At 71.9% G+C, this 26,743-nt stretch carries 25 protein-coding genes; 17 read left to right on the top strand and 8 right to left on the bottom strand.

Annotated elements, in window-relative coordinates:
• Positions 1-10: 10 nt before the first annotated feature.
• From QYS60_RS03365 to QYS60_RS03375, 3 genes are read right to left on the bottom strand one after another with little or no spacing between them, the layout of a single operon-like run.
• Positions 11-1,255: a glycosyltransferase family 4 protein gene (locus QYS60_RS03365; RefSeq protein WP_289378589.1), complete on the bottom strand. Its 1,245-nt coding sequence runs from the start codon at positions 1,253-1,255 to the stop codon at positions 11-13.
• On the bottom strand, positions 1,252-2,802 hold the full coding sequence (locus QYS60_RS03370; protein WP_003936963.1) for a glycoside hydrolase family 57 protein: 1,551 nt from the start codon (positions 2,800-2,802) through the stop codon (positions 1,252-1,254). The genes QYS60_RS03365 and QYS60_RS03370 overlap by 4 nt, the downstream gene beginning before the upstream one ends.
• Positions 2,799-3,578 (bottom strand): bifunctional 2-polyprenyl-6-hydroxyphenol methylase/3-demethylubiquinol 3-O-methyltransferase UbiG, encoded by a 780-nt coding sequence (locus QYS60_RS03375; RefSeq protein WP_235157353.1) that lies wholly within the window; start codon positions 3,576-3,578, stop codon positions 2,799-2,801. Before QYS60_RS03375 ends, QYS60_RS03370 begins: the two co-directional genes overlap by 4 nt.
• A 230-nt stretch (positions 3,579-3,808) precedes the next feature.
• Here QYS60_RS03375 and QYS60_RS03380 point away from each other — a divergent pair, with 230 nt between their 5' ends.
• The 9 genes from QYS60_RS03380 (at position 3,809) to QYS60_RS03420 (ending at position 13,632) form a co-directional block, all read left to right on the top strand.
• On the top strand, positions 3,809-4,594 hold the full coding sequence (locus tag QYS60_RS03380) for an electron transfer flavoprotein subunit beta/FixA family protein (RefSeq protein WP_003936965.1): 786 nt from the start codon (positions 3,809-3,811) through the stop codon (positions 4,592-4,594).
• A 46-nt stretch (positions 4,595-4,640) separates the two neighbouring features.
• A complete protein-coding gene (locus QYS60_RS03385; protein ID WP_003936966.1) occupies positions 4,641-5,597 on the top strand; it encodes an electron transfer flavoprotein subunit alpha/FixB family protein in 957 nt (318 codons plus the stop codon).
• A 137-nt stretch (positions 5,598-5,734) separates the two neighbouring features.
• Positions 5,735-6,574, top strand: coding sequence for a GNAT family N-acetyltransferase (locus tag QYS60_RS03390; RefSeq protein WP_003936967.1), 840 nt, complete (start codon positions 5,735-5,737; stop codon positions 6,572-6,574).
• Between the two features lie 65 nt (positions 6,575-6,639).
• Positions 6,640-7,515: a lysophospholipid acyltransferase family protein gene (locus QYS60_RS03395; protein ID WP_371382442.1), complete on the top strand. Its 876-nt coding sequence runs from the start codon at positions 6,640-6,642 to the stop codon at positions 7,513-7,515.
• A 42-nt stretch (positions 7,516-7,557) separates the two neighbouring features.
• Positions 7,558-8,784 carry a cysteine desulfurase family protein gene (locus QYS60_RS03400; protein WP_289378595.1) on the top strand — a complete coding sequence of 409 codons (1,227 nt, stop codon included), beginning with the start codon at positions 7,558-7,560 and terminating at the stop codon, positions 8,782-8,784.
• Between the two features lie 5 nt (positions 8,785-8,789).
• Positions 8,790-9,881, top strand: coding sequence for a tRNA 2-thiouridine(34) synthase MnmA (gene mnmA, locus QYS60_RS03405; RefSeq protein ID WP_371382443.1), 1,092 nt, complete (start codon positions 8,790-8,792; stop codon positions 9,879-9,881).
• Complete coding sequence (locus QYS60_RS03410; RefSeq protein WP_371382444.1) at positions 9,878-10,930, top strand: methionine synthase; 1,053 nt, start codon at positions 9,878-9,880, stop codon at positions 10,928-10,930. Before mnmA ends, QYS60_RS03410 begins: the two co-directional genes overlap by 4 nt.
• A 10-nt stretch (positions 10,931-10,940) precedes the next feature.
• Positions 10,941-13,064: an NAD-dependent DNA ligase LigA gene (gene ligA, locus QYS60_RS03415; RefSeq protein WP_054373648.1), complete on the top strand. Its 2,124-nt coding sequence runs from the start codon at positions 10,941-10,943 to the stop codon at positions 13,062-13,064.
• Positions 13,065-13,143: 79 nt separating this feature from the next.
• Complete coding sequence (locus QYS60_RS03420; protein ID WP_371382445.1) at positions 13,144-13,632, top strand: GNAT family N-acetyltransferase; 489 nt, start codon at positions 13,144-13,146, stop codon at positions 13,630-13,632.
• Between the two features lie 9 nt (positions 13,633-13,641).
• Here the strand turns inward: QYS60_RS03420 and QYS60_RS03425 are convergent, their stop codons facing one another.
• Positions 13,642-14,292, bottom strand: coding sequence for a hypothetical protein (locus QYS60_RS03425; protein WP_003936974.1), 651 nt, complete (start codon positions 14,290-14,292; stop codon positions 13,642-13,644).
• A 290-nt stretch (positions 14,293-14,582) separates the two neighbouring features.
• Between QYS60_RS03425 and gatC the strand changes: the two genes are divergently transcribed.
• Together gatC and gatA are read left to right on the top strand one after the other, a co-directional pair.
• Positions 14,583-14,882: an Asp-tRNA(Asn)/Glu-tRNA(Gln) amidotransferase subunit GatC gene (gene gatC, locus QYS60_RS03430; protein ID WP_003936975.1), complete on the top strand. Its 300-nt coding sequence runs from the start codon at positions 14,583-14,585 to the stop codon at positions 14,880-14,882.
• Positions 14,879-16,354, top strand: a complete 1,476-nt coding sequence (gene gatA, locus QYS60_RS03435) for an Asp-tRNA(Asn)/Glu-tRNA(Gln) amidotransferase subunit GatA (protein ID WP_371382446.1) — start codon at positions 14,879-14,881, stop codon at positions 16,352-16,354. Before gatC ends, gatA begins: the two co-directional genes overlap by 4 nt.
• Before the next feature lie 26 nt (positions 16,355-16,380).
• Here gatA and QYS60_RS03440 read toward each other — a convergent pair whose 3' ends face one another.
• Together QYS60_RS03440 and QYS60_RS03445 are read right to left on the bottom strand one after the other, a co-directional pair.
• On the bottom strand, positions 16,381-17,691 hold the full coding sequence (locus tag QYS60_RS03440; RefSeq protein ID WP_289378601.1) for an alpha/beta-hydrolase family protein: 1,311 nt from the start codon (positions 17,689-17,691) through the stop codon (positions 16,381-16,383).
• A complete protein-coding gene (locus QYS60_RS03445) occupies positions 17,688-18,266 on the bottom strand; it encodes a hypothetical protein (protein ID WP_371382447.1) in 579 nt (192 codons plus the stop codon). The genes QYS60_RS03440 and QYS60_RS03445 overlap by 4 nt, the downstream gene beginning before the upstream one ends.
• A gap of 104 nt (positions 18,267-18,370) precedes the next feature.
• On the opposite strand from QYS60_RS03445, the gene QYS60_RS03450 reads away from it, so the two are divergent.
• The 4 genes from QYS60_RS03450 (at position 18,371) to gatB (ending at position 22,957) form a co-directional block, all read left to right on the top strand.
• A complete protein-coding gene (locus QYS60_RS03450) occupies positions 18,371-19,585 on the top strand; it encodes a sensor histidine kinase (RefSeq protein WP_371382448.1) in 1,215 nt (404 codons plus the stop codon).
• A gap of 9 nt (positions 19,586-19,594) precedes the next feature.
• Positions 19,595-20,269, top strand: coding sequence for a response regulator transcription factor (locus tag QYS60_RS03455; protein WP_003936980.1), 675 nt, complete (start codon positions 19,595-19,597; stop codon positions 20,267-20,269).
• 85 nt (positions 20,270-20,354) lie between these two features.
• Entirely contained in the window at positions 20,355-21,386 is a 1,032-nt protein-coding gene (locus QYS60_RS03460; protein ID WP_003936981.1) for a 6-phosphofructokinase, read from the top strand.
• A gap of 59 nt (positions 21,387-21,445) precedes the next feature.
• On the top strand, positions 21,446-22,957 hold the full coding sequence (gatB, locus tag QYS60_RS03465) for an Asp-tRNA(Asn)/Glu-tRNA(Gln) amidotransferase subunit GatB (protein WP_371382449.1): 1,512 nt from the start codon (positions 21,446-21,448) through the stop codon (positions 22,955-22,957).
• A gap of 49 nt (positions 22,958-23,006) precedes the next feature.
• On the opposite strand, the gene QYS60_RS03470 is transcribed toward gatB, so the two are convergent.
• Positions 23,007-23,423: a VOC family protein gene (locus QYS60_RS03470; RefSeq protein WP_371382450.1), complete on the bottom strand. Its 417-nt coding sequence runs from the start codon at positions 23,421-23,423 to the stop codon at positions 23,007-23,009.
• A gap of 283 nt (positions 23,424-23,706) precedes the next feature.
• On the opposite strand from QYS60_RS03470, the gene QYS60_RS03475 reads away from it, so the two are divergent.
• A complete protein-coding gene (locus tag QYS60_RS03475) occupies positions 23,707-24,657 on the top strand; it encodes a linear amide C-N hydrolase (RefSeq protein ID WP_371382451.1) in 951 nt (316 codons plus the stop codon).
• Positions 24,658-24,681: 24 nt separating this feature from the next.
• Here QYS60_RS03475 and QYS60_RS03480 read toward each other — a convergent pair whose 3' ends face one another.
• Positions 24,682-25,794 carry a PQQ-dependent sugar dehydrogenase gene (locus QYS60_RS03480; RefSeq protein WP_371382484.1) on the bottom strand — a complete coding sequence of 371 codons (1,113 nt, stop codon included), beginning with the start codon at positions 25,792-25,794 and terminating at the stop codon, positions 24,682-24,684.
• 112 nt (positions 25,795-25,906) lie between these two features.
• Here QYS60_RS03480 and QYS60_RS03485 point away from each other — a divergent pair, with 112 nt between their 5' ends.
• A complete protein-coding gene (locus QYS60_RS03485; RefSeq protein ID WP_003936986.1) occupies positions 25,907-26,698 on the top strand; it encodes a DoxX family protein in 792 nt (263 codons plus the stop codon).
• Positions 26,699-26,743 lie beyond the last annotated feature (45 nt).

Genomic DNA, 26,743 nt, shown 5'->3' on the forward strand with positions numbered 1-26,743 from the left:
GCGCTGTCGGTCACCGGTCGGGCAGGGGGCGCTGAGGAATAGAAGGCCGGGGAAGTGGATGGCGCACACGGCGTTTCGCCTCCGCATACACCCGGGCGGTCTCGGTGGCCACCAACCGCCAGTCGAAGTCCTCCGTGAGACGCTCGCGCGCCGCCCGTGCCCGCTGCTGGGCGGCGGCGGGATCGTCGAGGGTCCGCCGGACCGCCGACGCCAGCCCGGCGACGTCACCCGGGGCGAACGCGAGTCCGGTCTCGCCGTCGACCACCGCCTCGCCGAGCCCGCCGGCCGTCGATGCGACGAGTGGCGTCCCGGCGGCTGCGGCCTCGAGCGCGATGATCCCGAACGGCTCGTAGCGACTCGGCAGCACGATCGCGTCGGCGCGGTGCAGCCGGCCGAGCAGTTCGGTGCGGTCGAGGTTGCCGACGAACGTCACCGACCGCGCGACGCGGTGCACCCGTGCCTGCTCGCGCAGCCACTCGAACTGGGTGCCCTCCCCGGCGACGACGAGCGTGGTTCCGGGGTGCGTGCGCCGGATCCGGGGCAGGGCGGCGATCGCGTCCTGCACCCCCTTCTCGTACTCGAGCCGGCCGACGAACAGCAGCTGCGGCGGCCCGGAGCGCGGCGCCCGCTCCCGGTAGGACCACGCGGTGACGTCGATTCCGTTGCGGATCACCGTCGCCGGCGGCAGCTCCGGTCCGTAGAGCGCGACGACCTCCTCGTTCATCGAGGCCGAACACGTGATGAGCCGATCGGACTCGTTGGCGAGCCACCATTCGATCGAGTGCACCTGCCGGTTCATGCGGCTCGACAGCCAGCCGCTGTGCCGGCCCGCTTCGCTCGCGTGCAGGGTGGACACGAGCGGCACGTCGAAGAACTCGGCGAGCGCCACGGCCGGGTGTGCGACGAGCCAGTCGTGCGCGTGCACCACGTCCGGGTACCAGCCGTCGCCGATTCCGGCCTTGGTCAGATCCAGCCCCGCCCGCACCATCGCATGGCCCATGGCGAGCGTCCAGGGCAGCATGTCCTCGCCGAACTCGAAGTGCGGCGGATCCTCGGCGACGGCGACGACGAGCACACCCTCGGCGATGTGGCTGATCGTGGGGTGGGTGCCGGCATCGGTGCCGGACGGTCGGCGCGAGAGCACGACCACCTCGTGGCCGGCGGCGGCGAGTTCGGTGGCGAGGTGGTGCACGTGCCGGCCCAGGCCGCCGACGACGACCGGCGGGTACTCCCAGGAGACGATCAGTACCTTCACGACGGGGCTCCCATCCGATCGGGCAGGCGGCGGGCATCGAGCCCGGGGAACAGATTGTCCGCTCGGTTCCAGCCGGCGGCCAGCTGCGCCGCCGTCTCGTCGCGGCCCGCGGCGACCGCGGCGGCGATCTCCCGCAACGCGTGGGCATGCGTGTGGGCCCGGTCCCGCGCGTAGCCGGCCGCGGTGTCCTTGCTGACCATGAACGCCCAGTCGCTCGACACCGTCAGCAGCGCCTCGCGCAGCATCTGGTCGTGCGCCCGGTTGCGCAGCGCGGGGCCCCGGGACCCGGAGCGGGCCTTGTCGAGGGTGTCGAGGGTGGTGCGCACGACTTCCTCGTCGAGCTGGACGAGGTCGCGCACCTGCTCGCCGGCCCACACCCGCCAGTCCTTCCCGGATCCCCACGAGGTGTCGGGCAGTTCGACGGGGGCGCCCACGTACCCGCGGTTGCGTGCGTCGGCCAGAGTGCCCACCTCGATGCCCGCGGCCGGCAGTGCTCGCAGCAGTCGTTCCAGGAACAGGGGGCCCTCGTGCCACCAATGACCGAACAGTTCGGTGTCGAATGCGGCGACCACCAGGGCGTCGCGTCCGATGCGCTCGGACTCGCGGCGCAGTCGCAGGCGGATCGTGTCGACGAAGTCGGCCACGTGCCGGTCGACGGCCGCAGACGCCAGGTCGGGGTCGTAGGGCGCCTTGTCCTGGGGGGCGACGGTCCGGCCGGTCACGCGGGCGGGCTTGAGCCCGGTGTCGTGGCAGTAGGTGTGGAAGTCGCGGTAGGCGGCATGGCCCGGGTAGCCGGACTTCGGCGACCACACCCGGTAGGACACCTGCAGGTCCCGGCCGAAGGCGACGACGTCGGAGTCCCACACGGTCCGCCCGAGGGACGTGTCACCGCGCAGAGCGGGACCGTCCACCATGAAGTGCCCGACCCCGGCGGCGGCGTATCCGGTCTCCATGCCGGGGGTGAAGGCACACTCGGGAGCCCAGATTCCGGCCGGTGTGTGCGCCCAGCGGGCGTGTGCGTCCGCCAGGCCCTCGGCGAGGGAGAATGCCCGCAGCCGAGGGTCGAGCAGAGGCTGGAACGGGTGGGCCAGGGGCCCGCCGAGCAACTCGACCGCGTCGGCGTCGACGAGTTCGCGGAACACGGGCGATCCGCCGTGGCGCCAACGGGTTTCGAACTGTTCGAGGGCAGCGGCAGCCTGTCGGTGTTCACGGGCTCCGAGCGCGCGGTAGGACGGCTCCCGCATGCCCGCGGCCTCGTGGGCCCGCAACTGCCAGTTGCCGAGCCAGTGATGCATCCCCGTCAGGCAGTACGGATCGTCGAGTTGCGCGGCCAGCACGGGTGTCACCCCGAGGGTGACCAGGTGGGTGCGGCCCTCGGCGGCGAGGCGGCGCAGGACATCGGTGACCGGGAGATACGTTGCGGCCCAGGACTGGTAGAGCCATTCCTCACCGACCGGCCAGCGACCGTGGTGGGCGAGCCACGGCAGGTGCGAGTGCAGCACGAGCGCGAACAGACCCGGTTCCCGCCGGGCGGCGGGAGTGGTCACCGCGCCGGATCCTTCACCGCGATCGCGACGAGATCGAGACTGGCGTCGATGTTCTCGGGCGCGAGGAGGAAGTCGTCGACCGTCACCGCGGCGACGTCCGCGGTGAGGTCCGCGGGCCAGGGCTCGCCGGCGAGGGCGCGCTCGATCTGGGCGTCGATGAAGGAGCCGCCGTGCTTCGCGTCGAGGGCGCGCAGGACGGGCCCGTGGTGCACTCCGGTGGTGAGGGCGACGCGGAAGCCGGCTGCCTCGAGGAGCTCGGTGAGCTCGGCGGCGTTCAGTTCCCGGGTGTGGAACGGGTTGAGCGGGGTGTCGCGGCCCGGGGAGAACGTGATGCGGTTGGGGGTGCTGATCAGCAGTTCGCCGCCGTCCCGGAGCACCCGATGGCATTCGCGCAGGAACCCGGACTGGTCCCACAGGTGCTCGATGACCTGGAAGTTGACGACGACGTCCACCGACGCGTCGGGGAGCGGCAGTTCGACGAGGTTGGCGTGCCGCATGTCCACGCGCGGGTAGCGGGCACGCACGTGCGCGACGGCACTCTCGTCGTAGTCGAGTCCGACGACGGCGGTCGCGACCTCCGCGATCATGTCGGCGCCGTAGCCCTCGCCGGCGCCCGCCTCGAGCACGGTGCGGCCCGCACACCGGGGGAGCAGGTCGCGGTAGACCACCTCGTGGCGGCGGAACCAGTAGTTCTCCTCTGCGATGCCGGGAACGGTGCGTTCACCGGTGAGGGGCAGTCGAGGGGCGTCGCCGGCGGGGACGGTGGATTCGCTCACCGCCCCGACATTAGCCCCACCTTTGTCGACCTCGGCGTCGGTGGTCCAGATCACAGCCGTGCGGTTCCCTTCGTGTGGTTATGGTGGACGAGGTTTCCATCCAAGTTACCAGCGGGTAACTTAGCGTGAGGTAATCTATCGCACACCCCCGTGCGAAGCACGAGAGCTCGGTCAAGGCGTTGCGCCTCGCCGATCCAAGGAAGTCATACACAGGAGGTCGACGTAGACCCATGACGAACATCGTCGTTTTGATCAAGCAGGTCCCCGACACGTGGTCCGAGCGCAAGCTCAGCGACGGCGACTTCACGCTCGATCGCGAGGCCGCCGACGCGGTGCTCGACGAGATCAACGAGCGCGCCGTCGAGGAAGCCCTGCTCATCAAGGAGCGCGACGGCGGGGAGGTCACCGTGCTCACCGCCGGTCCGGACCGCGCCACCGACGCGATCCGCAAGGCGCTGTCCATGGGTGCCGACAAGGCAATCCACCTCAACGACCCGGCCATCCACGGCTCCGACGCGATCCAGACCGCGTACGCGCTCGCGGCGGCTCTCGGCCAGATCGAGGGCGTCGACCTGGTCATCGCCGGCAACGAGGCCACCGACGGCCGGATGGGTGCCGTGCCGGCGATCATCGCCGAGTACCTCGGCCTGCCGCAGCTGACCCACATGCGCAAGCTCAACGTCGCCGACGGCAAGGTCAGCGGCGAGCGCGAGACCGACGAGGGTGTCTTCACCCTCGAGGCCGCGCTCCCGGCCATCGTCTCGGTCACCGAGAAGATCAACGAGCCCCGCTTCCCGTCCTTCAAGGGCATCATGGCCGCGAAGAAGAAGGAAGTTCAGGCCCTCACTCTCGCCGACATCGGGCTCGATCCCGAGATCTTCGGCGTGGCCAACGCCGGCAGCACCGTCACCGGTGTCAGCCCGAAGCCCCCGCGTACCGCTGGTGAGCGCGTCGCGGACGAGGGTGACGGCGGCAGCAAGATCGCCGCGTACCTCGTCGGCCAGAAGATCATCTGATCGCACCCACGCGACACCGCAGACATACCAAGGGAGAGAAAGAGCAATGGCAGAAGTACTCGTGCTCGTCGAGCACGCCGAGGGTGCGCTGAAGAAGGTCAGCACCGAGCTGATCACCGCCGCCCGTGCACTGGGTGAGCCCGCCGCGGTCGTGACCGGCCCGGCCGGCACCGCCGACAAGCTGCAGGACGCGCTCGCCGCCGCCGGCGCCGCCAAGGTCTACGTTGCCGAGTCCGACGACATCGACGGCTACCTGGTGACCCCGAAGGTCGACGTGCTGGCTTCGCTCGTGGAGTCCGCCAGCCCCGCCGCGGTGATCACCGCCGCCAGCGTCGAGGGCAAGGAGGTGTCGGGCCGCCTCGCCGCGCGTATCGGTTCCGGCCTGCTCTGCGACGTCATCGACGTCAAGTCCGACGGTTCGGCCGTGCACTCGATCTTCGGTGGCGCGTACACCGTCGACGCCAAGGCCAACGGTGAGGTGCCCGTCGTCTCCGTGCGCCCCGGTGCCGTCGAGGCACAGCCGCAGGCCGGCGCCGCCGAGCGCGTGGACGTCGAGGTTCCGGCGCAGGAGGAGAACGCGGTCAAGGTCACCGCACGCAACCCGATCGTGGGCGGCGACCGTCCCGAGCTGACCGAGGCGTCGATCGTCGTCTCCGGCGGCCGCGGCGTCGGCAGCGCCGACAAGTTCACCGTCGTCGAGGAGCTCGCCGACTCGCTCGGTGCGGCCGTCGGTGCCTCCCGCGCCGCCGTGGACTCCGGGTACTACCCGGGCCAGTTCCAGGTCGGTCAGACCGGCAAGACGGTCTCGCCGCAGCTGTACGTGGCGCTGGGCATCTCCGGCGCCATCCAGCACCGGGCCGGCATGCAGACGTCGAAGACGATCGTCGCGGTCAACAAGGACGAAGAGGCCCCGATCTTCGAGATCGCGGACTACGGCGTCGTGGGCGACCTGTTCAACGTCGCTCCGCAGCTGACCGAGGAGATCAAGAAGCACAAGGGCTGATCGCCGAGGTCCTGCCGCGGCCCCGCACCCGTCCGGGTGCGGGGCCGCGCGCGTGCCGGGGCATGTTCACCGGACGTGCACGGAGGCGACACCGTGCCGCCCCTGCCGCGACGTACCGGCTCGATACACATTGCGCCATGACCACTTTGCTGGCGCCGGCCCGGAACCCGAAGCCGGAGGCGATGCTGTCGGGGCCGCGTTACTCCCTTCTCGTGTCCGCCGACCGCGAACACCGCGAGGCCGCCCAGAGGCTGCGTTACCGCGTCTTCGCCGCAGAACCGGGGTTCCGCCTTCCCGCAGGCATGCCGCCGGGCATCGACGCCGACCGTTTCGACGAGTACTGCGACCACCTGCTGGTGCGCGAGAACCGTACCGGCGCGGTGGTGGGTTGCTACCGGATGCTGCCGCCGGATGCCGCCCGCGCCGCCGGGGGCTACTACACCGCCACCGAATTCGACCTGACCGCCCTCGATCCCGACGGACTGCGGGCGGTGGAGATGGGGCGCGCCTGCGTCGACCCCGCCCACCGTTCCGGTTCGGTCCTGTCGCTGATGTGGGCCGGGATCCTGCGCTACCTGCAGCTCACCGGGCACAACTGGGTGATGGGGTGCGTGTCGGTTCCGATCCGCACCCACCCGGCCGACGTGCCCGGCGCCAACGTACGGGCAGTGCGCGACGTGCTGCTCGCCCGGCACGCCGTCGAGCCGGTCCGGCGGGTGCTTCCCCGGAACCCGGTCGTCCTCGACGGCCGCACCCTCGAGGAGATTGCCCCACCCGCGCGACCGGTGCTGCCGCCGTTGCTGCGCGGATATCTGCGGCTCGGTGCCCGCATCTGCGGCGAACCCGCCCACGACCCCGAGTTCGGCGTGGCCGACTTCGTGGCGCTGCAGAGCCTCGCCGGCGCCGACGCGCGCTACCTCGACAGGCTGCGGAACGCCGCCGAGAACGCCGAGGCGGCCGCCGGAGCACGGGCGTGAACGCCGCGGGAGCACGGGCGTGAACGCCGCGGGAGGACAGCCGTGAACGCCGCGGGAGGACAGCCGTGAACACCCGCGCTCACGCCTGGATGCCGGCCAGTCCCTGCGGCGCGGGCTGCCTCCCGGCCGATCCGAGGCGCGTGAATTTCGTCACGGCGGCCGGCCGGTGGATGCTCGTCGTGGCGGTGCTGGTGACCGCCCCGTTCCTTACTGCCGGCCGGCTCCTGCCCCGCCGCGGGCGCCTCGCCACCCAGCGCGCGTTCGCCCGGGTGCTGCTGCGGTGCGCCGGGCTGCGGCTGACGGTGACCGACCTGCGGGACCGGGGTGACGAGGGCGGGGGCGTGCTCGTCGTCGCCCCGCACGTGTCCTGGACCGACGTGCTCGTGCTCACCGCCGTCGCCCCCGCGGGGTTCGTCGCCCGCAGCGACCTGCTGGAGTGGGGACTCCTCGGCACGCTGGCCCGGCGGATGCGGATCATTCCCATCGAGCGCGAGCGCCTGCGAGAGCTGCCCGTCGTGGTCTCACGAATCCGTGACCGTCTCGTGGCGGAGGAGAAGGTCGCGGCGTTCCCGGAGGGCACGACGTGGTGCGGCAGGGCGTACGGCGGATTCCGTCCGGCGCTGTTCCAGGCCGCGATCGACGCCCAGCGCCCGGTGCAACCGGTCGGGCTCCGGTACGCCGACGCCGCCGGGACGATCGCCACCGTCCCGGCGTTCGTCGGCGACGAGACGATGGGCGCCTCGTTGCGGCGGCTGCTGCGGCACCGGGGCGTCGTGGTGGAAGTGGTGCTCGCCCCGCTCGAGCGGCCCGGCTCCGATCGACGAGACCTCGCCGCACGGTGCGAACGGGCCGTGCGGCGGAACGACGACGCCGAACTCGCCGGGCTCGGTCGCGCCGTCCACGACATCGCCGGTCGTGAGGAACTCCGGGCCGGACGGTGAGGTCGGCGGGCGCGGAGCCCGACCCGCTATCCTGGTCCGGTCATGACCTCGAACCCCGCCGGAGCCTCCGGCACCTCGAAGACCGTCTACCTCGATCACGCCGCGACCACGCCGATGCTGCCCGCGGCCGTGTCGGCGATGACGGAGGTCTTCGCGACGGTCGGCAACGCCTCCTCCCTTCACGGGTCGGGACGCGCGGCGCGCCGCCGCGTCGAGGAGGCCCGGGAGTCCGTCGCCGCCGACCTCGGCGCCCGTCCCTCGGAGGTCGTCTTCACCTCGGGTGGTACCGAGGGTGACAACCTCGCGGTCAAGGGCATCTACTGGGCGCGCCGCGACGCCGATCCGCGCCGTCGCCGGGTGATCGCGAGCGCCGTCGAGCACCACGCGGTGCTCGATGCCGTCGAATGGCTCGTCGCCCACGAGGATGCCGAGGTCACCTGGCTGCCTGTCGAGGCCGACGGGCGGGTCGAACCGGATGCGCTGCGCCGGGTCCTGGCCGAGCACGCCGACGAGACGGCCCTCGTGTCGGTGATGTGGGCCAACAACGAGGTGGGCACCGTGATGCCCGTCGCCGAACTCACCGCCGTCGCCGCCGAGTACGGGGTTCCGGTGCACAGCGACGCCGTGCAGGCGGCAGGTCATCTGCCGGTGGACTTCGCCGCGAGCGGGCTCGCCGCCATGACGATCGCCGCGCACAAGTTCGGTGGTCCCCAGGGCGTCGGTGCCCTGCTGCTGGGCCGGCAGGTGCCGTGCGTGCCGCTGACGCACGGCGGCGGGCACGAGCGCGACGTCCGGTCGGGAACGCACGACACGGCCGGAATCGCCGGCATGGCCGCGGCGCTGCGCGATGCGACGGCCCAACTCGGCGAACGCGCCGCCGTCCTCACGGCGCTGCGTGACGACCTGATCGCCGGCGTGACGGGCGTGGTACCGGACGCGATCCTCAACGGCCCGCGCGGTGCGGACCGCCTGCCCGGCAACGCGCACTTCACCTTCCCCGGCTGCGAGGGTGATTCGCTGCTCATGCTGCTGGATGCGGCCGGGATCGAGTGCTCGACCGGTTCGGCCTGCACCGCCGGCGTGGCCAGGCCCAGCCACGTGCTGGTCGCGATGGGTGCGGACCCCCGCACGGCCCGCGGGTCGTTGCGATTCTCCTTGGGCCACACGTCGACTCGTGCCGACGTGGAGGCCGTCGTAGCGGCACTGCCGCAGGTGGTGGGACGGGCGCGGGCCGCCGGACTGGCCGGCGCCGGTAGTCGAGAGAGGTGACATCGATGAGGGTGCTCGCGGCGATGAGCGGTGGCGTGGACTCGGCGGTGGCCGCGGCCCGCGCGGTCGATGCCGGCCACGACGTCGTCGGCGTGCACCTGGCGCTGTCCACGGCGCCGGGGACGCTGCGGACCGGGTCGCGGGGCTGCTGCTCGAAGGAGGATGCCGGCGACGCCCGCCGGGCCGCTGACGTGCTCGGAATCCCGTTCTACGTCTGGGATTTCGCCGACCGGTTCAAGGAAGAGGTCATCGACGACTTCGTCGAGTCCTATGCCGCCGGCCACACCCCGAATCCGTGCCTGCGCTGCAACGAGAAGATCAAGTTCGCGGCCCTCGCCGACCGGGCCGTGGCCCTCGGCTTCGACGCGGTCGCCACCGGTCACTACGCCCGGCTCGAGGACGGCGTCCTGCGACGCGCGGTCGACGCCGGCAAGGACCAGTCGTACGTGCTCGGCGTGCTGACGGCGGATCAGCTCGCGCGTGCGATGTTCCCCGTCGGGGACACCCCCAAGGAACGGATCCGCGCCGAAGCGGCCGAGCGGGGTCTCGCGGTGGCGGACAAGCCCGACAGCCACGACATCTGCTTCATTCCCTCCGGTGACACCCGCGCCTTCCTCGGCGCCCGCATCGGGGTGCGTCCCGGCCGGGTCGTCGACGCACGGTCCGGCGCCGTGCTCGCCGAACACGAAGGGGTGCACGGTTTCACGGTCGGGCAGCGCAAGGGCCTGGGCATCGCCGGCCCCGGCGCGGACGGCCGCCCCCGTTACGTCACCGCGATCGAGCCGGACACCGGCACCGTGAAAGTGGGCTCCGCGGAGGACCTGAAGGTGTGGACGATCCGCGCCGAGCGTGCGGTCTGGACCAGCGGCACCGCGCCGGCCGGACCGCTCGAATGCGTCGTGCAGGTGCGCGCCCACGGCGGTGTCGCCGCGGCCGTCGCCGAGACCGTCGGCACCGGACTCGAGGTGACCCTGCGCGAACCCCTCACGGGCGTGGCCACCGGACAGGCCGTGGTGCTGTACCGGCCCGACGCGGCCGGCGACATCGTCCTCGGCAGCGGCACCATCGCCGGCACCGGTACGGCGACAGCCCGGTGAGTGCGGAATCCTGGTCCGGTGTCGCCACCGGCATCGGCTCGTGGCCCGGCGTCGACGCCCGGGAGTCGGCGGCGACCGTGCTCGGCGAGCTCGAGGCGCTGCCGCACCTGGTCGAGCTGCCGGCCCGGGGCCTCGGGGCCGATCTCGTCGGCCGTACCGGCGCGCTGCTGGTCGACCTGCATCTCGACACGTCCACCACCGGATACCGGCTCGGCGGTCGTCGCGGCGTGGTCGCCGCCCGCGCCGGCGATCTGCTGCGCCGAGATCTCGATGCACTCGAAGAGGCTTGGGAGACAGCAGGACTCGGTCCGGGCCGGACTCTGAAGGTGCAGGCCGCCGGACCTTTCACCCTCGCCGCGTACACCGAGCTGGCCGGGGGCCGGCGCGTGCTCACCGATGCCGGCGCCGTGCGCGACGTCGCAGAGTCCCTCGGTGAGGGTCTGGCGCGGCACGCCGCGGAACTGACTCGTCGTCTCGGCGCGGACGTGGTGGTGCAGCTGGACGAGCCCGCGCTGCCCGCCGTCCTGGCCGGAACCCTGACCGGGCGCACGACCCTCGAGTCGGTGCCCGCGCTCCCCGAGCCGGAGGCGCAGCACCTCCTCGAGACCACACTGGCGGCGATCGGGCGGCCCGTCGCGGTGCACTGCTGCGCCCCGGGCGTACCGGCCGGGATGCTGCGTCGCAGCGGTGTCGACGCCGTCGCACTCGACGTCGCCCAGCTCACCGCCGCCGACCTCGACGGCATCGGTGAGCTGATCGACGCCGGAACGACCCTCCTGCTCGGGCTCGTGCCCTCCACCGCGCCCGACTCCGCCGTTCCCACCTGGCGTGAGCTCGCCGACCCCGCGACCGCGCTGATCGATCGGCTGGGCTTCGGCCGTGCCACCTTGCGCTCGGTCGGGGTCACCCCGCGCTGCGGCCTGGCCGGCGCCGATCCCACATGGGCGCGGCGGGCGCTGCGCCTCGCCCGCGACATCGCCGCCGCATTCACCGACGATCCCGACTCGCTGCGGTCCGGAGCGGCCGGGAACGTCGTATCGCTCGACTAGTCTTTCCGGCGTGAGTGAATCGACGGACGCGCCCACCCAAGCTCCGCCCGAGGTGCGCGAGCGCTGGCAGCAACTCGCGGAGGAGGTGCGCGAGCACCAGTTCCGTTACTACGTGCGCGATGCGCCGATCATCTCCGACGGTGCCTTCGACCAGTTGCTCGGCACGCTGAAGCAGCTCGAGGACGACTACCCCGACCTGCGCGTCCCCGATTCCCCGACCCAGCTCGTCGGGGGTGGCTTCGCCACCGACTTCACCGCCGTCGACCACCTCGAACGGATGCTCAGCCTCGACAACGTCTTCACCGAGGACGAGTTGCGGGCCTGGGCCTCCCGCGTGGAAGCCGAGACCGGCCCGGACCTGCACTACCTGTGCGAGGTGAAGATCGACGGCGTCGCGCTGAGCCTGGTGTACGAGGACGGCCGGCTGCGCCGGGCCGCCACCCGCGGCGACGGCCGCACCGGCGAGGAGGTCACGCTCAACGCCCTCACGATCGACGACATCCCCGAAAGGCTCACCGCGACAGACGAATTCCCGATTCCGCGCGTGCTCGAGGTGCGGGGTGAGGTGTACTTCCGGCTCGAGGACTTCCACGCGCTCAACGCCGCCCTCGTCGCCGAGGGCAAGGCCCCGTTCGCCAATCCGCGCAACACGGCGGCCGGATCGCTGCGGCAGAAGAACCCTGCGGTGACCGCGCGGCGGCGCCTCGGGATGATCTGCCACGGGCTCGGCCACGTCGAGGGATTCGAGCCGGTGTCGCTGTCGCAGTCCTACGCCGCCCTCGCCGCCTGGGGGCTGCCCGTCTCCGGGCACACCGCCCGCGTCGTCGGCGTCGACGAGGTCCTCGCCCGGATGCGGTACTGGGGTGAGCACCGCCACGACGTCGAGCACGAGATCGACGGGCTCGTGGTCAAGATCGACGAGGTGTCCCTGCAGCGGCGGCTCGGCAGCACCTCGCGCGCGCCCCGGTGGGCGATCGCCTACAAGTACCCGCCGGAGGAGGTGACCACCAAGTTGCTCGACATCCGGGTCAGCGTCGGCCGTACCGGCCGGGTCACCCCGTTCGCCTACATGGAACCGGTCACGGTCGCCGGATCGACCGTCTCCCTCGCCACGTTGCACAACGCGTCGGAGGTCGCACGCAAGGGGGTGCTGATCGGCGACACCGTGGTGCTGCGCAAGGCCGGTGACGTCATCCCCGAGGTGCTCGGGCCGGTCGTGGACCTGCGCGACGGCACCGAACGCGAGTTCGTCATGCCCACCGAATGCCCCGAGTGCGGGACACCGCTCGCCCCCGCCAAGGAAGGCGACGTGGACCTGCGCTGCCCCAACCAGCGGTACTGCCCGGCGCAGCTGCGCGAGCGGGTCTTCCACGTCGCGGGCCGCGGCGCGTTCGACATCGAGGCCCTCGGGTACGAGGCGGCCACCGCGCTGCTCGAGGCCGGGGTCATCGCCGACGAGGGCGACCTGTTCGACCTGACCGCCGACGACCTGCTGCGCACGTCGCTCTTCCGCACCAAGGCCGGGGCGCTGTCCGCCAACGGCGCCCGGCTGCTCACGAATCTTCGTGCGGCCAAGGACAAGCCGCTGTGGCGGGTGCTGGTCGCGCTGTCGATCCGGCACGTCGGTCCGACCGCCGCGCGGGCGCTGGCCACCGAGTTCGGCAGCCTCGACCGGATCCGGGAGGCGTCCGTCGACGAGCTCGCCGCAGTGGAGGGGGTCGGACCGACCATCGCAGCGGCGCTGGGCGAATGGTTCGCGGTCGACTGGCACGTCGCGATCGTCGAGAAGTGGCGCGCGGCGGGGGTGCGCATGCTCGACGAGCGCGACGAATCCGTCGAACGCACCCTCGAGGGCCTGTCGATCGTCGTCACCGGCTCGCTCGAGGGGTTCTCCCGGGACCAGGCCAAGGAGGCGATCCTGCTCCGCGGTGGCAAGGCGGCCGGCTCGGTGTCGAAGAAGACCGCGTTCGTCGTCGTCGGGGACGCGCCGGGAACGAAGGCCGACAAGGCGGCCGAGCTGGGCGTCCCTGTCCTCGACGAGGAGGGGTTCCGCCGCCTGCTCGAGCTCGGCCCGGCCGGCGTCACGGAGGGCACCGACGCGATCGAGGAGGAGTTCGGCGAGCTCGAGAGCTGACCGGCGGCCGGTGCCGGTGTGACGAGGATCGCTCGGGAACCGTTTGGGCGGAAGGGGTGGGCACTGCGATAGTCCTCGAGTGATCGAGATCAGACGCGTGAGCCCGGACGAGTACGACGCCGTCGGCGCCCTCACCGTCGACGTGTACGTCGGCGGCGGATTCGTCGAGCCCGACGACCCGTACGCCGTGCGTCTGCGCGACACCGCCGCCCGCGACGAACACGCCGAGGTGGTGATCGCGCTCGTCGACGGCGAGATCGTCGGGTCGGTGACGCTGGCCGAGCCGGCATCGCGCTTCGCGAACGTCGCCGAGAAGGGCGAACTCGAGTTCCGGATGCTGGCCGTCGCGGCGTCGGCGCGCGGGCGCGGTGTCGGGTCGGCGCTGGTGCGGCACGTCCTCGACACCGCCTACGACCGCGGTGACCGCGCGGTGGTGCTCTCCACCCAGCCGGACATGGTCGAGGCGCGCCGCATCTACGACCGCAACGGATTCGTCCCGGTCACCGAGCGCGACTGGGCGCCGGTGCCCGGCGTGGAGCTGACCACCCTGGTACGCGAACTGGTCTGAGCCGTCCGGTCAGCCGAGGACCGTGCCGATGATGCCGGCCAGGTAGCCGAGCCGGGCCACCTCGGACGGGCGGAACTCCGGGCCGCCGGGCCGGCCGAGCATCAGCACCCGCCCGTGGGTGCCCAGCGGCGCCGCCGCCAGAGTCGTGTTCATCGTCCGCCACAGGTCGGGCACCCACTCGCCCTCGTGGTCGAGCAGCATGGGCTTCTCGAGCGGCATCCACGGCACCTCCGCCGGCCGGGTCTCGGGGGCACCGGAACTGCCCACCACCCGGTACGCGCCGTGCGGGCCGGTGTCCACGACGGTCGCCCAGCCGACCCGCAGCACCCGGGGTGCGCCGTCGACGAGCACCTGCAACCGGTCGTGGCGTGCGGTGGCAACCTGGTCGATCAGCTCGAGTTCGCGGTGGGTGTCGAGGATTCCCGCATAGGGCCGGATCGAGTCCACCGTCACGCCCTCGAGGCGTTCGGCGGCCGTGATGAGCGTGTCCGGCAGCGAACCGGCATCGACGTCGACGACGAGATCGTCGATCGCGAAGCCGGCGCCGCGCTCGACGACGTCGAGCGAGAGGATGTCCGCACCGACCGACCCGAGCGCGACGGCGAGTGAGCCGAGGCTGCCCGGGCGATCGGGAAGCTGGACGCGTAACAGGTACGACACGAGCGTCCTTTCCCGGTTCCGAAGTCACGGCCGAGGCGGCCGGCCTGCGACGGACACCATCTTTTCACCCCCGAACCCCTACCGGACGCCGCTCCGGCACAGCGGCGCCGAGACCTGCCGGGAAACCGCCGGTCACGCGCCCCTTGTCACACGAACGACACAGGTGTTTCTCCGAACTGCAACACGGCCGGCGGCCGGCGACGGTCCGGGGAACCGGCGAAACCGTGCCGTTCGGCACGCACTACCCTGGACGGCACGTTCGTTTCTTCATCGGAAAGGGGTCACCGAAGGTGCCTGCCATCTCCCGTGACGAGGTCGCGCACCTCGCCCGGTTGTCCCGGCTCGCGCTGACCGACGCCGAACTCGACGAGTTCGCCGGCCAGCTGGATACGATCCTCAGCCACGTCAAGGCTGTGTCGGAGGTGGCCGCGGACGATGTGGCGCCGATGGCCAACCCGAACGCGGTGACCAACGTGACCCGCCCCGACGAGGTGCACCCGGGCCTGACCCCGGAGCAGGCGCTCGCCGCTGCCCCGCTGGTCGAGGACGGCCGCTTCTCCGTCCCGCAGATCCTGGGGGAGGGCGAATGAGCACCGACCTCACCCGGCTGTCCGCGGCCGATCTCGCCGAACGCATCCACTCCGGCGACCTGTCGTCGGTCGAGGTGACTCGTGCGCACCTCGACCGCATCGCCGAGGTCGACGGCGAGTACCACGCCTTCCTGCACGTGGCGGGCGACCAGGCGCTGGCCGCGGCAGCCGAGGTGGACCGCGTGGTCGCGGCGGGGGAGAGCCCGGCCTCGCCGCTCGCCGGGGTCCCGATCGCCCTCAAGGACGTGTTCACCACGACCGACATGCCCACCACGTGTGCCTCGAAGATCCTCGAGGGCTGGATGTCGCCGTACGACGCGACCCTGACGACGAAGCTGCGGCAGGCGGGCATCCCGATCCTGGGCAAGACCAACATGGACGAGTTCGCCATGGGCTCGTCCACCGAGAACTCCGCGTACGGCCCCACCCGCAACCCGTGGGACACCACCCGCATCCCCGGTGGGTCCGGTGGCGGTTCGGCCGCCGCGCTGGCCTCCTACCAGGCGCCGCTGGCGATCGGCACCGACACCGGCGGGTCGATCCGCCAGCCGGCCGCCGTCACCGCCACGGTCGGCACCAAACCCACCTACGGCACGGTCTCCCGGTTCGGTCTCGTCGCGTGCGCGTCGTCCCTCGACCAGGGCGGCCCGTGCGGCCGCACCGTGCTCGACACCGCGTTGCTGCACGAGGTGATCGCCGGCCACGACCCGCGCGACTCCACGTCGGTGGACGCGCCCGTCCGGCCCGTCGTCGAGGCCGCCCGCCAGGGCGCGCAGGGCGACCTGAAGGGGCTGCGCATCGGGGTCGTCAAGGAACTGCACTCGGACAGCTACCAGCCGGGCGTGCTGGCGTCGTTCGACGCGGCCGTGGCCGAACTGACCGCGCTCGGCGCCGAGGTCGTCGAGGTCTCCTGCCCGCACTTCGAATACGCGCTCGCCTCGTACTACCTCATCCTGCCGTCCGAGGTCTCGTCCAACCTGGCCCGCTTCGACGCCATGCGCTACGGCCTGCGCGTCGACGACGGCACGATGAGCGCCGAGCAGGTCATGGCCGCCACCCGGGCCGCCGGGTTCGGCAAGGAGGTCAAGCGCCGCATCATGATCGGGACCTACGCGTTGTCCTCCGGCTACTACGAGGCCTACTACGGGCAGGCGCTCAAGGTCCGCAGCCTCATCGCGCGGGACTTCGAGAAGGCGTACGAGCAGGTCGACGTCCTCGTCTCGCCGACCAGTCCCTTCACGCCGTGGAAGATCGGCGAGAAGGTCGACGATCCGCTGGCGATGTACCTGTCGGACCTGTGCACGCTCCCGACCAACCTTGCCGGGCACTGCGCGATGTCCGTTCCGTCCGGGCTGTCCGCCGACGACGGGCTGCCCGTCGGTCTGCAGATCATGGCCCCGGCCCTCGCCGACGAGCGGCTCTACCGCGTCGGCGCCGCGTTCGAGGCCGCCCGCGGCCCGATCGTCGCCTGAGTCCGGCTCCCGGTGCGACCGCCGCGTCAGGGGCGGTCGCACCGGGCCTGGTCCGGGCCGTAGCGGTGCCCGTGCCCGGGAGGTGCGTCCAGCGCCACCGGCAGATCCAGCGTCGCCTGCACGAAGCTGACCACCGGCAGCCACCGCGGCACGGGCGCGTCGCGCCGCGCACGGGACAGGTCGGGCGGTGACCACAGCAGCGACGGTTGCCACCACACCACCGGATCCGACGTGTTCGCGGTGACGACCGCCCCGTCCGTGCGCACCGCGCCTGCCGGTGGACCGGCCCAGATCGCCGTGCACGGACCCGTCACGGTCGCCGCGAGGGCGGCGCTGCCCCCGATCGAGCCGAGGCTCTGCCCGTACACGTGCACCTGTGGACGCCGGACCGGGTCCAGGGCATCGATGCGGGAACGCACGGACGTGAGCAGGGCGCGGGCCGACTCCGCCGCCGCGTTCCGGTCGAACAGGAAGGTCACCCAGCTGGGTGCGGCCGAGTACTGCTGCGCGACGAGCGCGACGTCGCCGCCGAACAGCGAGGTGAACCCCCGCATCGCGGCGGGGTCGACCCACCCCGAGCCGGTGGGCACCACCACTACGACATGGGCGCGTGCGAACCCGCCCGCGCGCTCGAGTTCGCGGACGGCGAGCGCTGCGCGCGAACGGACGTCCGGCGCGGATTCGAGCCCCACGTATGTGCGGATCGCTCGCGCGTCGGCGCTTACGAAACGGCGACCCTCGTCGCCCAGGGACTGCCACGCCACCAGCGACGACGGACCCCCGGCCGTGGTGGCGGCGACGGGCGCCGCGTCCGGATACACCTGCCCGGCCCCGACGGGAGCGACCGCGGCGACCGCTCCCAGCATCACCGCGACGGCCGTGGCGGCGGCCGCGCGGACACCCGCCCGCCGCCACGTCTCCCGAACCCGGCCGAGCACCCGCACCGCGCCGAGTACGCACGAGGAGCACACGCACACGACGATCCAGTGCGCCGGGCCCGTCGGGGGCCGCCCCATCGCGGCCCGCAACCCGTCCTGCCACTGCGCTGCAGCGAGAACCGTCCACCCCAGCGCGACGGCTGCGGCGAGCAGCGCCACCAGCCGCGCTGCGGGGCACGCGGATCCCGCGTTCCGCCGGCGGCACAGGCCGGCGGCTCCCGCCGCGGCTGCGGCGGCGCATCCGGAGACCGCGGCCTGCGCCAGGGCCGGACGGGGCAGCAGCGACGGCGCGAGCGAGACCCACACGGCCACCGTCACGGCTGCGGTCGTCGCCACCCGCGGGCAGCGCCCTGCGAGGGCGTCGAACCCCGAGTCCTGCGACGTCGCGCGCCCCCTCATCGGGGCGTCCATCGCGCCGCTGCAACCAGCCCCCACACCGCGGCCGCGTACGGAAGCGGTGACTCGGGGATCGGGACTCCGTCGCGTTGCCGCCACGAATTCACCCGTACTGCAAACGAAGTCACAGTCGCGGTGACGTCGCACCAGTCGTCGCCGGGCGCCGTCGCGCGGCACGCCTCGTGCAGCTGCCGGCTCAGCCGGGCGTCCAGGCCGCGCCGCGCCTGCGGACCCGGTTCGTGTCCCGACGACCGCGCGTACCGCAACAGGTCGTATCCGAGATCGTGCTCCCGGCAAGGAGTTTCGAAGAAGTCCGGCAGGGGGACGGGGGAGGAGCAGCCGCCGAGCGGGTCCACCAGGATCCCGTCCTCTGTGACCGGTCGATAGTGTATCGCCGGCTCGAAGCCGTCCGGGAAGGTGTCGAGTGCCGCCGCGGTGTCGCCCTCGGACAGTGCCGCCACTGTCGCAGTCACGGTGTCCGGATCCGGCCGCGTCGGCGGAGCGGGCTGTGCCCACGTGGTTCCCAGACACAGCGCTGCGGCCGTGCCCAGTAGTGCTGTCATGGGTGGTCTGCGCATGTGGCGGACGTTAGGGACGGCGGGGACTGCCGGAGATCCCGCGACGGAGCGGTCCGGCCACGAGCGTCTGCCGCCACGGGGCCAGGCGGATCTCACTCCCCGGTATGACGACAGTGCACACGCCCCGGACCTACCGTGGTGCCGTGCGCTGGACGAGAGAACACGGCCGCGGCCGTTGGGGGACGATCGCGATCGTGGCGGTGACCCTGATCCTGTATGCGGTCGCGTGGCCCACCCTGCACCTCACTCACGAGGTGCCCGTCGCGCTGATGCCCGTCGTCGCGGCGCTCGCGGCCTGGCCGTTCGTGGCGATCCGGACCGATCCCGCCCTCGGCTGGGCGGTTTCGGCCGGGGCCGCGCTGGCCATCCCCCGCGCCTTCGACCTCGTCCCCGGCTACGACTACCCCTGGCAGGTGGTGCACATCCTCGTGCTGTGCGCGCTTCTCGTCGCGGTGAGCATGCGCGCTTCCCTGCAGGTCGCCGGGCTCGTGTGGGCGGCCACCGTGGTCCTGTTCTTCACTCACGTGCCGGGGCAGGACGGCTGGGGGTGGGCACTCGGCCTGACCGCGATGGCGGTGTTCGGCCTGCTCGTGCGGTGGCTCGTGCTGTCCCGCCGCCAGCTCGCCCGGCAGGAGGAGGTCAGCGAACTCGAACGGGCCCGCCGGGCGATCCTCGAGGAGAAGGCCCGCATCGCCCGAGACCTGCACGACATCGTCGCGCACCACATGTCCCTCGTCGTCGTGCAGGCGCAGAGCGCCCCGTACCGTCTGCCGGGCGTCTCCGAGCCGGTACGCGCCGAGTTCGACTCCATCGGGGCGACCGCGCGCGAGGCGCTGAACGAGGTGCGCGGCATGCTCGGGGTGCTCCGGAGCGACAGCCTCCCCGACGACAGGGGCGCCGACGACGAACGGGTGCAGGATCCGCAGCCCGGCCTGGACCGGCTCGGGGACCTGTTCGAGGGGGCGCGGCGCGCCGGCATGGTCCTGTCCATCGCGGAGAACGGTGATCCGTCCGGCGTCTCGGACGCCACGGCCCTGACGGTGTACCGCATCCTGCAGGAATCGCTCGCCAATGCCGCCCGCCACGCCTCCGGTGCGCCGGTGCGGGTCCGCGTGGGCTACGGGCCGGACGAGGTGAGCGTGACCGTGTGCAACGGCCCCGGGCAGGCGGGGCCCGGGCCGGGGGACCGCAGCGGCGGCAACGGCATCCGCGGCATGGTCGACCGGGCCCTGGCGGTCGGAGGCCACCTCGTCGCCCATCCCGCCCCGGGCGGTGGCTTCGAGGTGCGAGCGCAGCTGCCGCGCGTCCCGGCAGCCTAGGCTGAGGCCGTGACGGACCCGAGCCCCATCACCGTGTTGATCGCCGACGACCAGGCCATGGTTCGGCAGGGCTTCGGCGCGCTGCTCGCCGCCCAACCCGACATCAGCGTCGTCGGCGACGCTCCGGACGGCCGGCGGGCCGTCGCGGAGGCGGCCCGCCTGCGGCCCGACGTCGTCCTGATGGACGTCCGGATGCCCGAGATGAACGGACTCGACGCGGCCCGGCACATCCTGGGCGGGCGGGCCGATCCGCCCACGCGGGTACTGATGCTCACCACGTTCGACATCGACGACTACGTCTACGAGGCGCTGAGCCTCGGCGCCAGCGGGTTCCTGCTCAAGGACGCGCCCGCCGAGGAACTGGTCCGGGCGGTCCGCGTCGTCGCCGACGGCCAGGCGCTGCTCGCCCCGACCGTCACACGCCGGCTCATCGCGGACGTCACCCGCCGGCGATCGCCGCGCCGCGGCCGCGACCGGGCACTCGACGTGCTCACCCCGCGCGAACGTGAGGTGCTCGAGCTGATTGCCCGAGGACTGTCGAATCAGGAGATCGCCGCTCACCTGTTCGTCGCCGAGCAGACGGTCAAGACGCACGTGGGGAAGGTGTTCGGGAAGTTGCACCTGCGGGACCGGGCACAGGCGGTGGTGCTGGCATACGAGTCCGGACTGGTCGTGCCGGGGTGAGCGACGCCGGCGATCGGGATGCCGCGGGCGCCGTGCCGGGGCAGTATTGCCGGGAGGACCACCGACAACCTGCACGGAGGAACGAATGACGCGCATCGGCATTCTCACCAGCGGCGGGGACTGCCCCGGCCTGAACGCGGTGATCCGCGGAGCGGTCCTCAAGGGCAGGACCGTCTACGACCAGGAATTCGTCGGGTTCCTCGACGGCTGGCGCGGATTGGTGGAAGGCGATGCAATCCCCTTGGACCGCAGCAAAGTTCGCGGATTGTCGCATCAGGGCGGCACCATCCTCGGCACCAGCCGGTTCGGCCCCTATCAGGGACCGGACGGCGGCGCGCAGAACATCGCCCGCACGCTCGAGCGCATGGGCGTCGACGCCGTGATCGCCATCGGCGGCGAGGGCACGGCCGCCGCGTCCAAGCGGCTGTTCGAGGAGGGCATCCGGATCGTCGGGGTACCCAAGACCATCGACAACGATCTCGGCCGAACCGACTACACCTTCGGATTCGACACCGCCGTCGAGATCGCCACCGAGGCGATCGACCGGCTGCGCACCACCGGCAACTCGCACAAGCGCTGCATGGTCCTCGAGGTGATGGGCCGGGAGGCGGGGTGGATCGCGCTGCACTCCGGCACCGCCGGGGGCGCCCACGCCATCCTCATCCCCGAACAACCCGAGAGCATCGAACAGATCTGCGAATGGGTCACCAGTGTCCGGGACCGCGGCCGCGCCCCGATGGTGGTGGTCGCGGAGGGATTCACCCTGCCGGACATGGCCGAGGCGTACTCCGACAAGGGACGCGACGAGTTCGACCGGCCGCGGCTCGGCGGCATCGCCGACGTCCTCGCCCCGATGATCGAGGAGCGCACGGGCATCCAGACCCGTGCCACGATCCTCGGCTACATCCAGCGGGGCGGCGTGCCCACGGCCTTCGATCGGGTACTCGCCACCCGCCTGGGCATGGCGGTCACCGATCTCGTCGCCGACGAGGAGTGGGGCCACATGGTGGCGCTGCACGGAACCGACATCGTCCGGGTCGGTTTCGACGAGGCGCTCGCCAACCACAAGCGGGTGCCGAAGGACCGCTACGAGGAGATGCGGATCATCTTCGGGTGAGCTCACGCCGGGCGTGAGCGCCGGATCGCCGGATGTCGGCACCGTCTAAAATCGAGCCCATGACTGCCGCCATGTCCGATGATCTGCTCGCCTACGACGAGGTGCTCGCGAAGTTCGAGCCCGTGATGGGCATGGAGGTGCACGTCGAACTGCACACCGCCACCAAGATGTTCTGCCCGTGCCCCACCACGTTCGGAGCCGAACCGAACACCCAGGTGTGCCCGGTGTGCCTCGGTCTGCCCGGTTCGCTGCCCGTGGTCAACCAGGCGGCGGTGGAGTCGGCGATCCGCATCGGGCTGGCGCTCAACTGCTCGATCACGCCGTGGGGCCGGTTCGCGCGGAAGAACTACTTCTACCCGGACCAGCCGAAGAACTACCAGATCTCGCAGTACGACGAGCCGATCGCCACGGACGGCCACCTGGACGTGGTCCTCGACGACGGCACCACGTGGCGGGTGGAGATCGAGCGCGCCCACATGGAGGAGGACACCGGCAAGTCGTTGCACGTGGGTGGCGCCACGGGCCGCATCCACGGGGCGAGTCACTCGCTGCTCGACTACAACCGGGCGGGGGTGCCGCTCATCGAGATCGTCACCAAGCCGATCGTCGGTGCCGGCGAGCGCGCCCCCGAGGTCGCCCGCGCCTACGTCACCGCACTGCGGGACCTGCTGAAGGCTCTCGACGTGTCCGACGTGCGCATGGACCAGGGCTCGATGCGGTGCGACGCCAACGTCTCGCTCAATCCGATCGGAGCGGCGGAGTTCGGCACCCGGACCGAGACGAAGAACGTCAACTCCCTGAAGTCGGTCGAGGTCGCCGTGCGGTACGAGATGCGCCGCCAGGCCGCGGTTCTGACCGCGGGTGACACCGTGGTGCAGGAGACCCGGCACTTCCAGGAGGCGGACGGTACCACCTCCCCGGGCCGGCGCAAGGAGACCGCGGAGGACTACCGCTACTTCCCGGAACCGGACCTCGAACCGATCGCTCCGAGCACGGAGTGGGTCGAGGAACTGCGCGCGACCCTGCCCGAGCTGCCGTGGCTGCGGCGCGCCCGGATCCAGGCCGAGTGGGGCATCTCCGACGAGGAGATGCGTGACCTCGTCAACGCCGGCGCCCTGGACCTGATCATCGCCACCACCGAGGCCGGGGCCCCGGCCTCGGAGTCCCGGTCCTGGTGGGTCGCCTACCTGGCGCAGCAGGCCAACAGCCGCGGCGTCGAGCTCGGCGAGCTGCCCATCACCCCGGCGCAGGTCGCAGAGGTGATCGCCCTCGTCGCCGACGGCACGCTCACCAACAAGCTCGCGCGCAAGGTCGTCGACTACGTGCTCGCCGGAGAGGGCGACCCGAAGCAGATCCTCGCTGCCCACCCCGAGCTGGTGGTCGTGCGCGACGACTCGCTGATCAAGTCGGAGGTGGAGAAGGCGCTGGCCGCCAACCCCGACATCGCCGACAAGATCCGCAGCGGCAAGGTCCAGGCAGCCGGCAAGATCGTCGGCGACGTGATGAAGGCCACCCGCGGCCAGGCCGACCCGGCCCTGGTCAAGGAGCTCGTCCTCGCTGCCTGCAGCTGAGTTCGTCGGGGGCGGCCCGCCGGTACGGTAGCCGCCCCCTCGCGTGTGCCTACTGCGATTCGCCGGCGATGTTCACCATCCACTGGATGCCGAACCTGTCGGTGCACATGCCGAAGTGGTCGCCCCACGGTGCTCGCTCGAGCGGCATGGCGACGGTTCCGCCGTCGCTGAGCTTGTCCCAGTAGCCACGCAGCTCGGTCTCGTCGTCGCCGCTGAGGGATATCGAGATGTTGTCCCCCGGGCTGTAACTCATCTGGCTGGGGGTGTCCGCCGCCATCAGGACGAGTCCGTTCGGACTCGACAGCATCGAGTGCATGACCTTGTCCTGCTCGGACGGGTCGTCGCTCGCGTGCATCTCTGCGAACGTGCTCACGTTCAGTTCTCCGCCGAACACGGACCGGTAGAACTCCATGGCCTGGCGGGCATTGTCGCGAAAACTGATGTACGGGTTCAGTCGTGTGGTCATTTCGGGCCCCCCTCGGGCGTACCACTGCGTCGGACCGATCGGCGATATTGTCGCACCGGCCCGCGCGGGAGGTGGGCGTAGAACCGAAGTCATTGCAGCACAGTGCAAGTCGTGTGCGCGGAACGGGATCGGCGCCGTTCCGGTCGATTGGTTCGCGAAAACGCTCGAATCGGACCGAAATGTCCGTATCGTCGTTCCCGTCGCGGGCGGCATGTCGATGCTCACGGCACGGACGGCCGGATTTCCCCTCGGGCATTCTGGAGGATCGATGTGCACTCGGGCGATGTGGACCGGAAGCGGGCACGGCGTTCTCGTCGGCCGGAACATGGACTGGCGCGAGGAGATGGACACGAACCTGTGGTCGCTGCCGCGCGGGGCCGGCCGGATCGGGCACGACCGTGATCCCGACCCCATGACCTGGACGGCCCGCTACGGCAGCCTGGTGGCCACCGTCTGGGACAACGCCACGAGCGACGGGATCAACGAGGCCGGGCTGGCCGCCCACGTGCTGTGGCTGGCGGAAGCCGATTTCGGGGAACGGAACCCGGATGTTCCCGCGCTCGCCGTGTCCCTGTGGCCGCAGATCTTCCTGGACCTGTGCGGGACCGTCGACGAGTGCCTCGCGCTGATGGCCGACCGGCCCTTCCAGGTCCGTCCGCTGATCGAACCGCGGTCCCGGCGTCCCGCAACCGTGCATCTGGCCCTCGAGGACGCGAACGGCGACTCCCTGATCCTCGAGCACATCGGGGGAACGCTGCGGGTGCACCACGACCGCGCGCACACCGTGATGACCAACTCGCCGCCCTACGACGAACAGATCGAACTCCGGAAGAACTTCACCGGCTTCGGGGGATCCGAGCCGCTGCCGGGCACGACGGAAGCGTCCGACCGCTTCGTCCGGGCCGGCTACTACCTCGACCGGTTGCCCGCCGTGGAGACGCCGACCCGCGCGTATGCGGCGCTGCTGAGCGTCATGCGCAACGTTGCACAGCCTTTCGGCGAGCCGGATCCGCAGCGGCCGAACATCTCGATGACGATCTGGCGCACGCTGACGGACCTCACCGAGGGGCTGTACATGTTCGAGTCGTCGTTCAGCCCGAACATCGTGTGGACCCGGTCGGCCGACATGGACTTCTCGACCTGCCGCAGGCTCGACCTGGCGAAACCGGGTCTGCTGGGCAACGTGAGCGGCGCGTTCACCGATGCGGCCGAGCCGCCCTTCACGCTGTCGTGAAGGACCCGTGCCGGACGGTTCCGGCTAGTCGAATCCGCCGCCGCCTGCGGGGAACTGGATCAGCACGACCCGATCGTCGTTCGGGCCCGGGTCGCCACCGGACTTGTTGACGGTGGACACCCACAGCTGCCCGTCGCCGCCCACCGCCGCGCCGCCGAGTCGGCCGTAGCGGTCCTGTACGGCCGTCACGGGCGCGGCCGTCACCGCCCCGGTTCCGGGGTCGACGGCGACCACCGCCACCGCCTTGCCGTCCGTCAGCGACACCGCGACCGCGTCCGCACCGGCCGCGCATCCGGCCACGCCCGGACGTTCGGGCCACGTCCACGCCGGGGATGTGCTCACCGCGCCGTCCACGTCGACACGCTGCAGCCGGTCCTCGAGGACGGTGCGGTCGGTGATCCACAGGTTCCCGGCGGGGTCCCGGCACACGTCGCCCGCCGTCCCGATCCCGGACAGCACGACCGACGGCGCGGCAGCCGCACCGGGCGCCGGCACGGGCATGCGCAGCAGCTTTCCGGCGAGCGAGGCCGGATCGGCCGCCGCGGCCGCGTCTCCGGCATTGCCGGTCAGCACCACCAGGTCGGTGGGGGAGGTGAACTCGAGCGCCCCCGCGTTCCCGCTCGCTCCCCGCGGGATGCCGGTGAACACCGGCTTCGGGACGTCGCCCGCGGCGAGCCGCACGACGCGGTTGTCGGTGGGGGTGGTGATGTAGGCGTAGAGCAGCCGGTCCTCGTCGTAGGTCGGCGACAGTGCGAGATCGAGGAGCCCACCGTCGCCGGATCCGTCGACCGGCACGGTCGCCACCTCCACCGGCTCCGTTCGCGGCGCCACCCGCAGGATCCGGCCGGTGCGCCGCTCCGCGACGAGCGCGGAGCCGCCGTCGGGCAGGGTGACCAGCCCGCCCGTGGTATCGAGACAGGTGGCGACCACCGCGGGGTCGGGGTCCTGGCACGGGCCCGGCGGTGTGGGCGGTGCGCCCGTCGTCGTGGTTGCCGTCGGGGGTTCGAGCGGTTCGAGTTCGGCGCCCGCGTCGAAACTCGGTTCCGGGGTGAACGGCGTGGTGGTTGCGTCGTCGAACCGGGCGCACGACGTGGTGAGGGCGAGCAGACCCACGATCGACGCGACCGCCGTTCGCATCCGTCGCGACCCACCGACTCTCGCGCGCCTCGTCATGTCCATGACGTTACCGGGGCGGCGCGCCCCGCCTCGGTTCCCGGGTCGGCCCTCCCGGTCGACCTACCCTGGTCCGGTGACCGACAAGGCGAAAGACCACCTTCCGGAGCCGACGCCGCACAATGCCGCGGAGCCGGTGTCGAGTCCCTACGACGAACCCACGCTGGAGCTGCGGCGTCCCCGTTCGTCGATGCTCGAATCCGACGACGACCTCGACCTCGACAACTCCGCCTTCGACCGACCGGCGCAGTACGGCTACGACGACTCCGGCGTCGCGCCCACCGAACAGCTGTACCGGTACGAGCCGGGCGGCGCGACCGCGGCTGCCGTCGGCGTGGAGGAGGGGGCCTCGACCGGTCCGGCGAAGGCGCGTCGCGGCAGCCTGGACCTGGGGCTGCTCGTGCTGCGGCTGGTCGTCGGCGCCACCATGGTGGTGCACGGGCTGCAGAAGCTGACCGGGCTGTGGGGCGGTCCCGGTATGGACGGGTTCGAGGCGATGCTCGCCGACGCCGGCTACCAGCGTCCGGCTCTGCTCGCGGTGCTCGGTGCGGTGGGGGAGGTGGCGGCCGGAGCGCTGCTGATCCTCGGCCTGCTCACCCCGCTCGCCGCCGCCGCCGTGCTGGCGATCATGATCAACGCGTGGCTGTTCCGGCAGTCCGCCGAGCCGGGACTGCAGTACTTCGCACCGGACGGGGTCGAGTACGAGACCCTGCTCGCGGCCACCGCGGCGGTGATCGTCCTGACCGGCCCGGGCCGCATCGCGATCGACGGCACCCGCGGCTGGGCGACCCGGCCGTTCCTCGGCTCCTTCGTCGCACTGCTGCTCGGCGTCGCCGGCGGGGTCTGCCTCTGGCTGTTCGGCCGCTGACGCGGCCGGTGTGTCCTTCGGGTTGCCCCGGCAGCCCGAAGGACA

The organism is Rhodococcus sp. GXMU-t2271, assembly GCF_041414735.1.
GTDB lineage: Bacteria > Actinomycetota > Actinomycetes > Mycobacteriales > Mycobacteriaceae > Rhodococcus > Rhodococcus indonesiensis.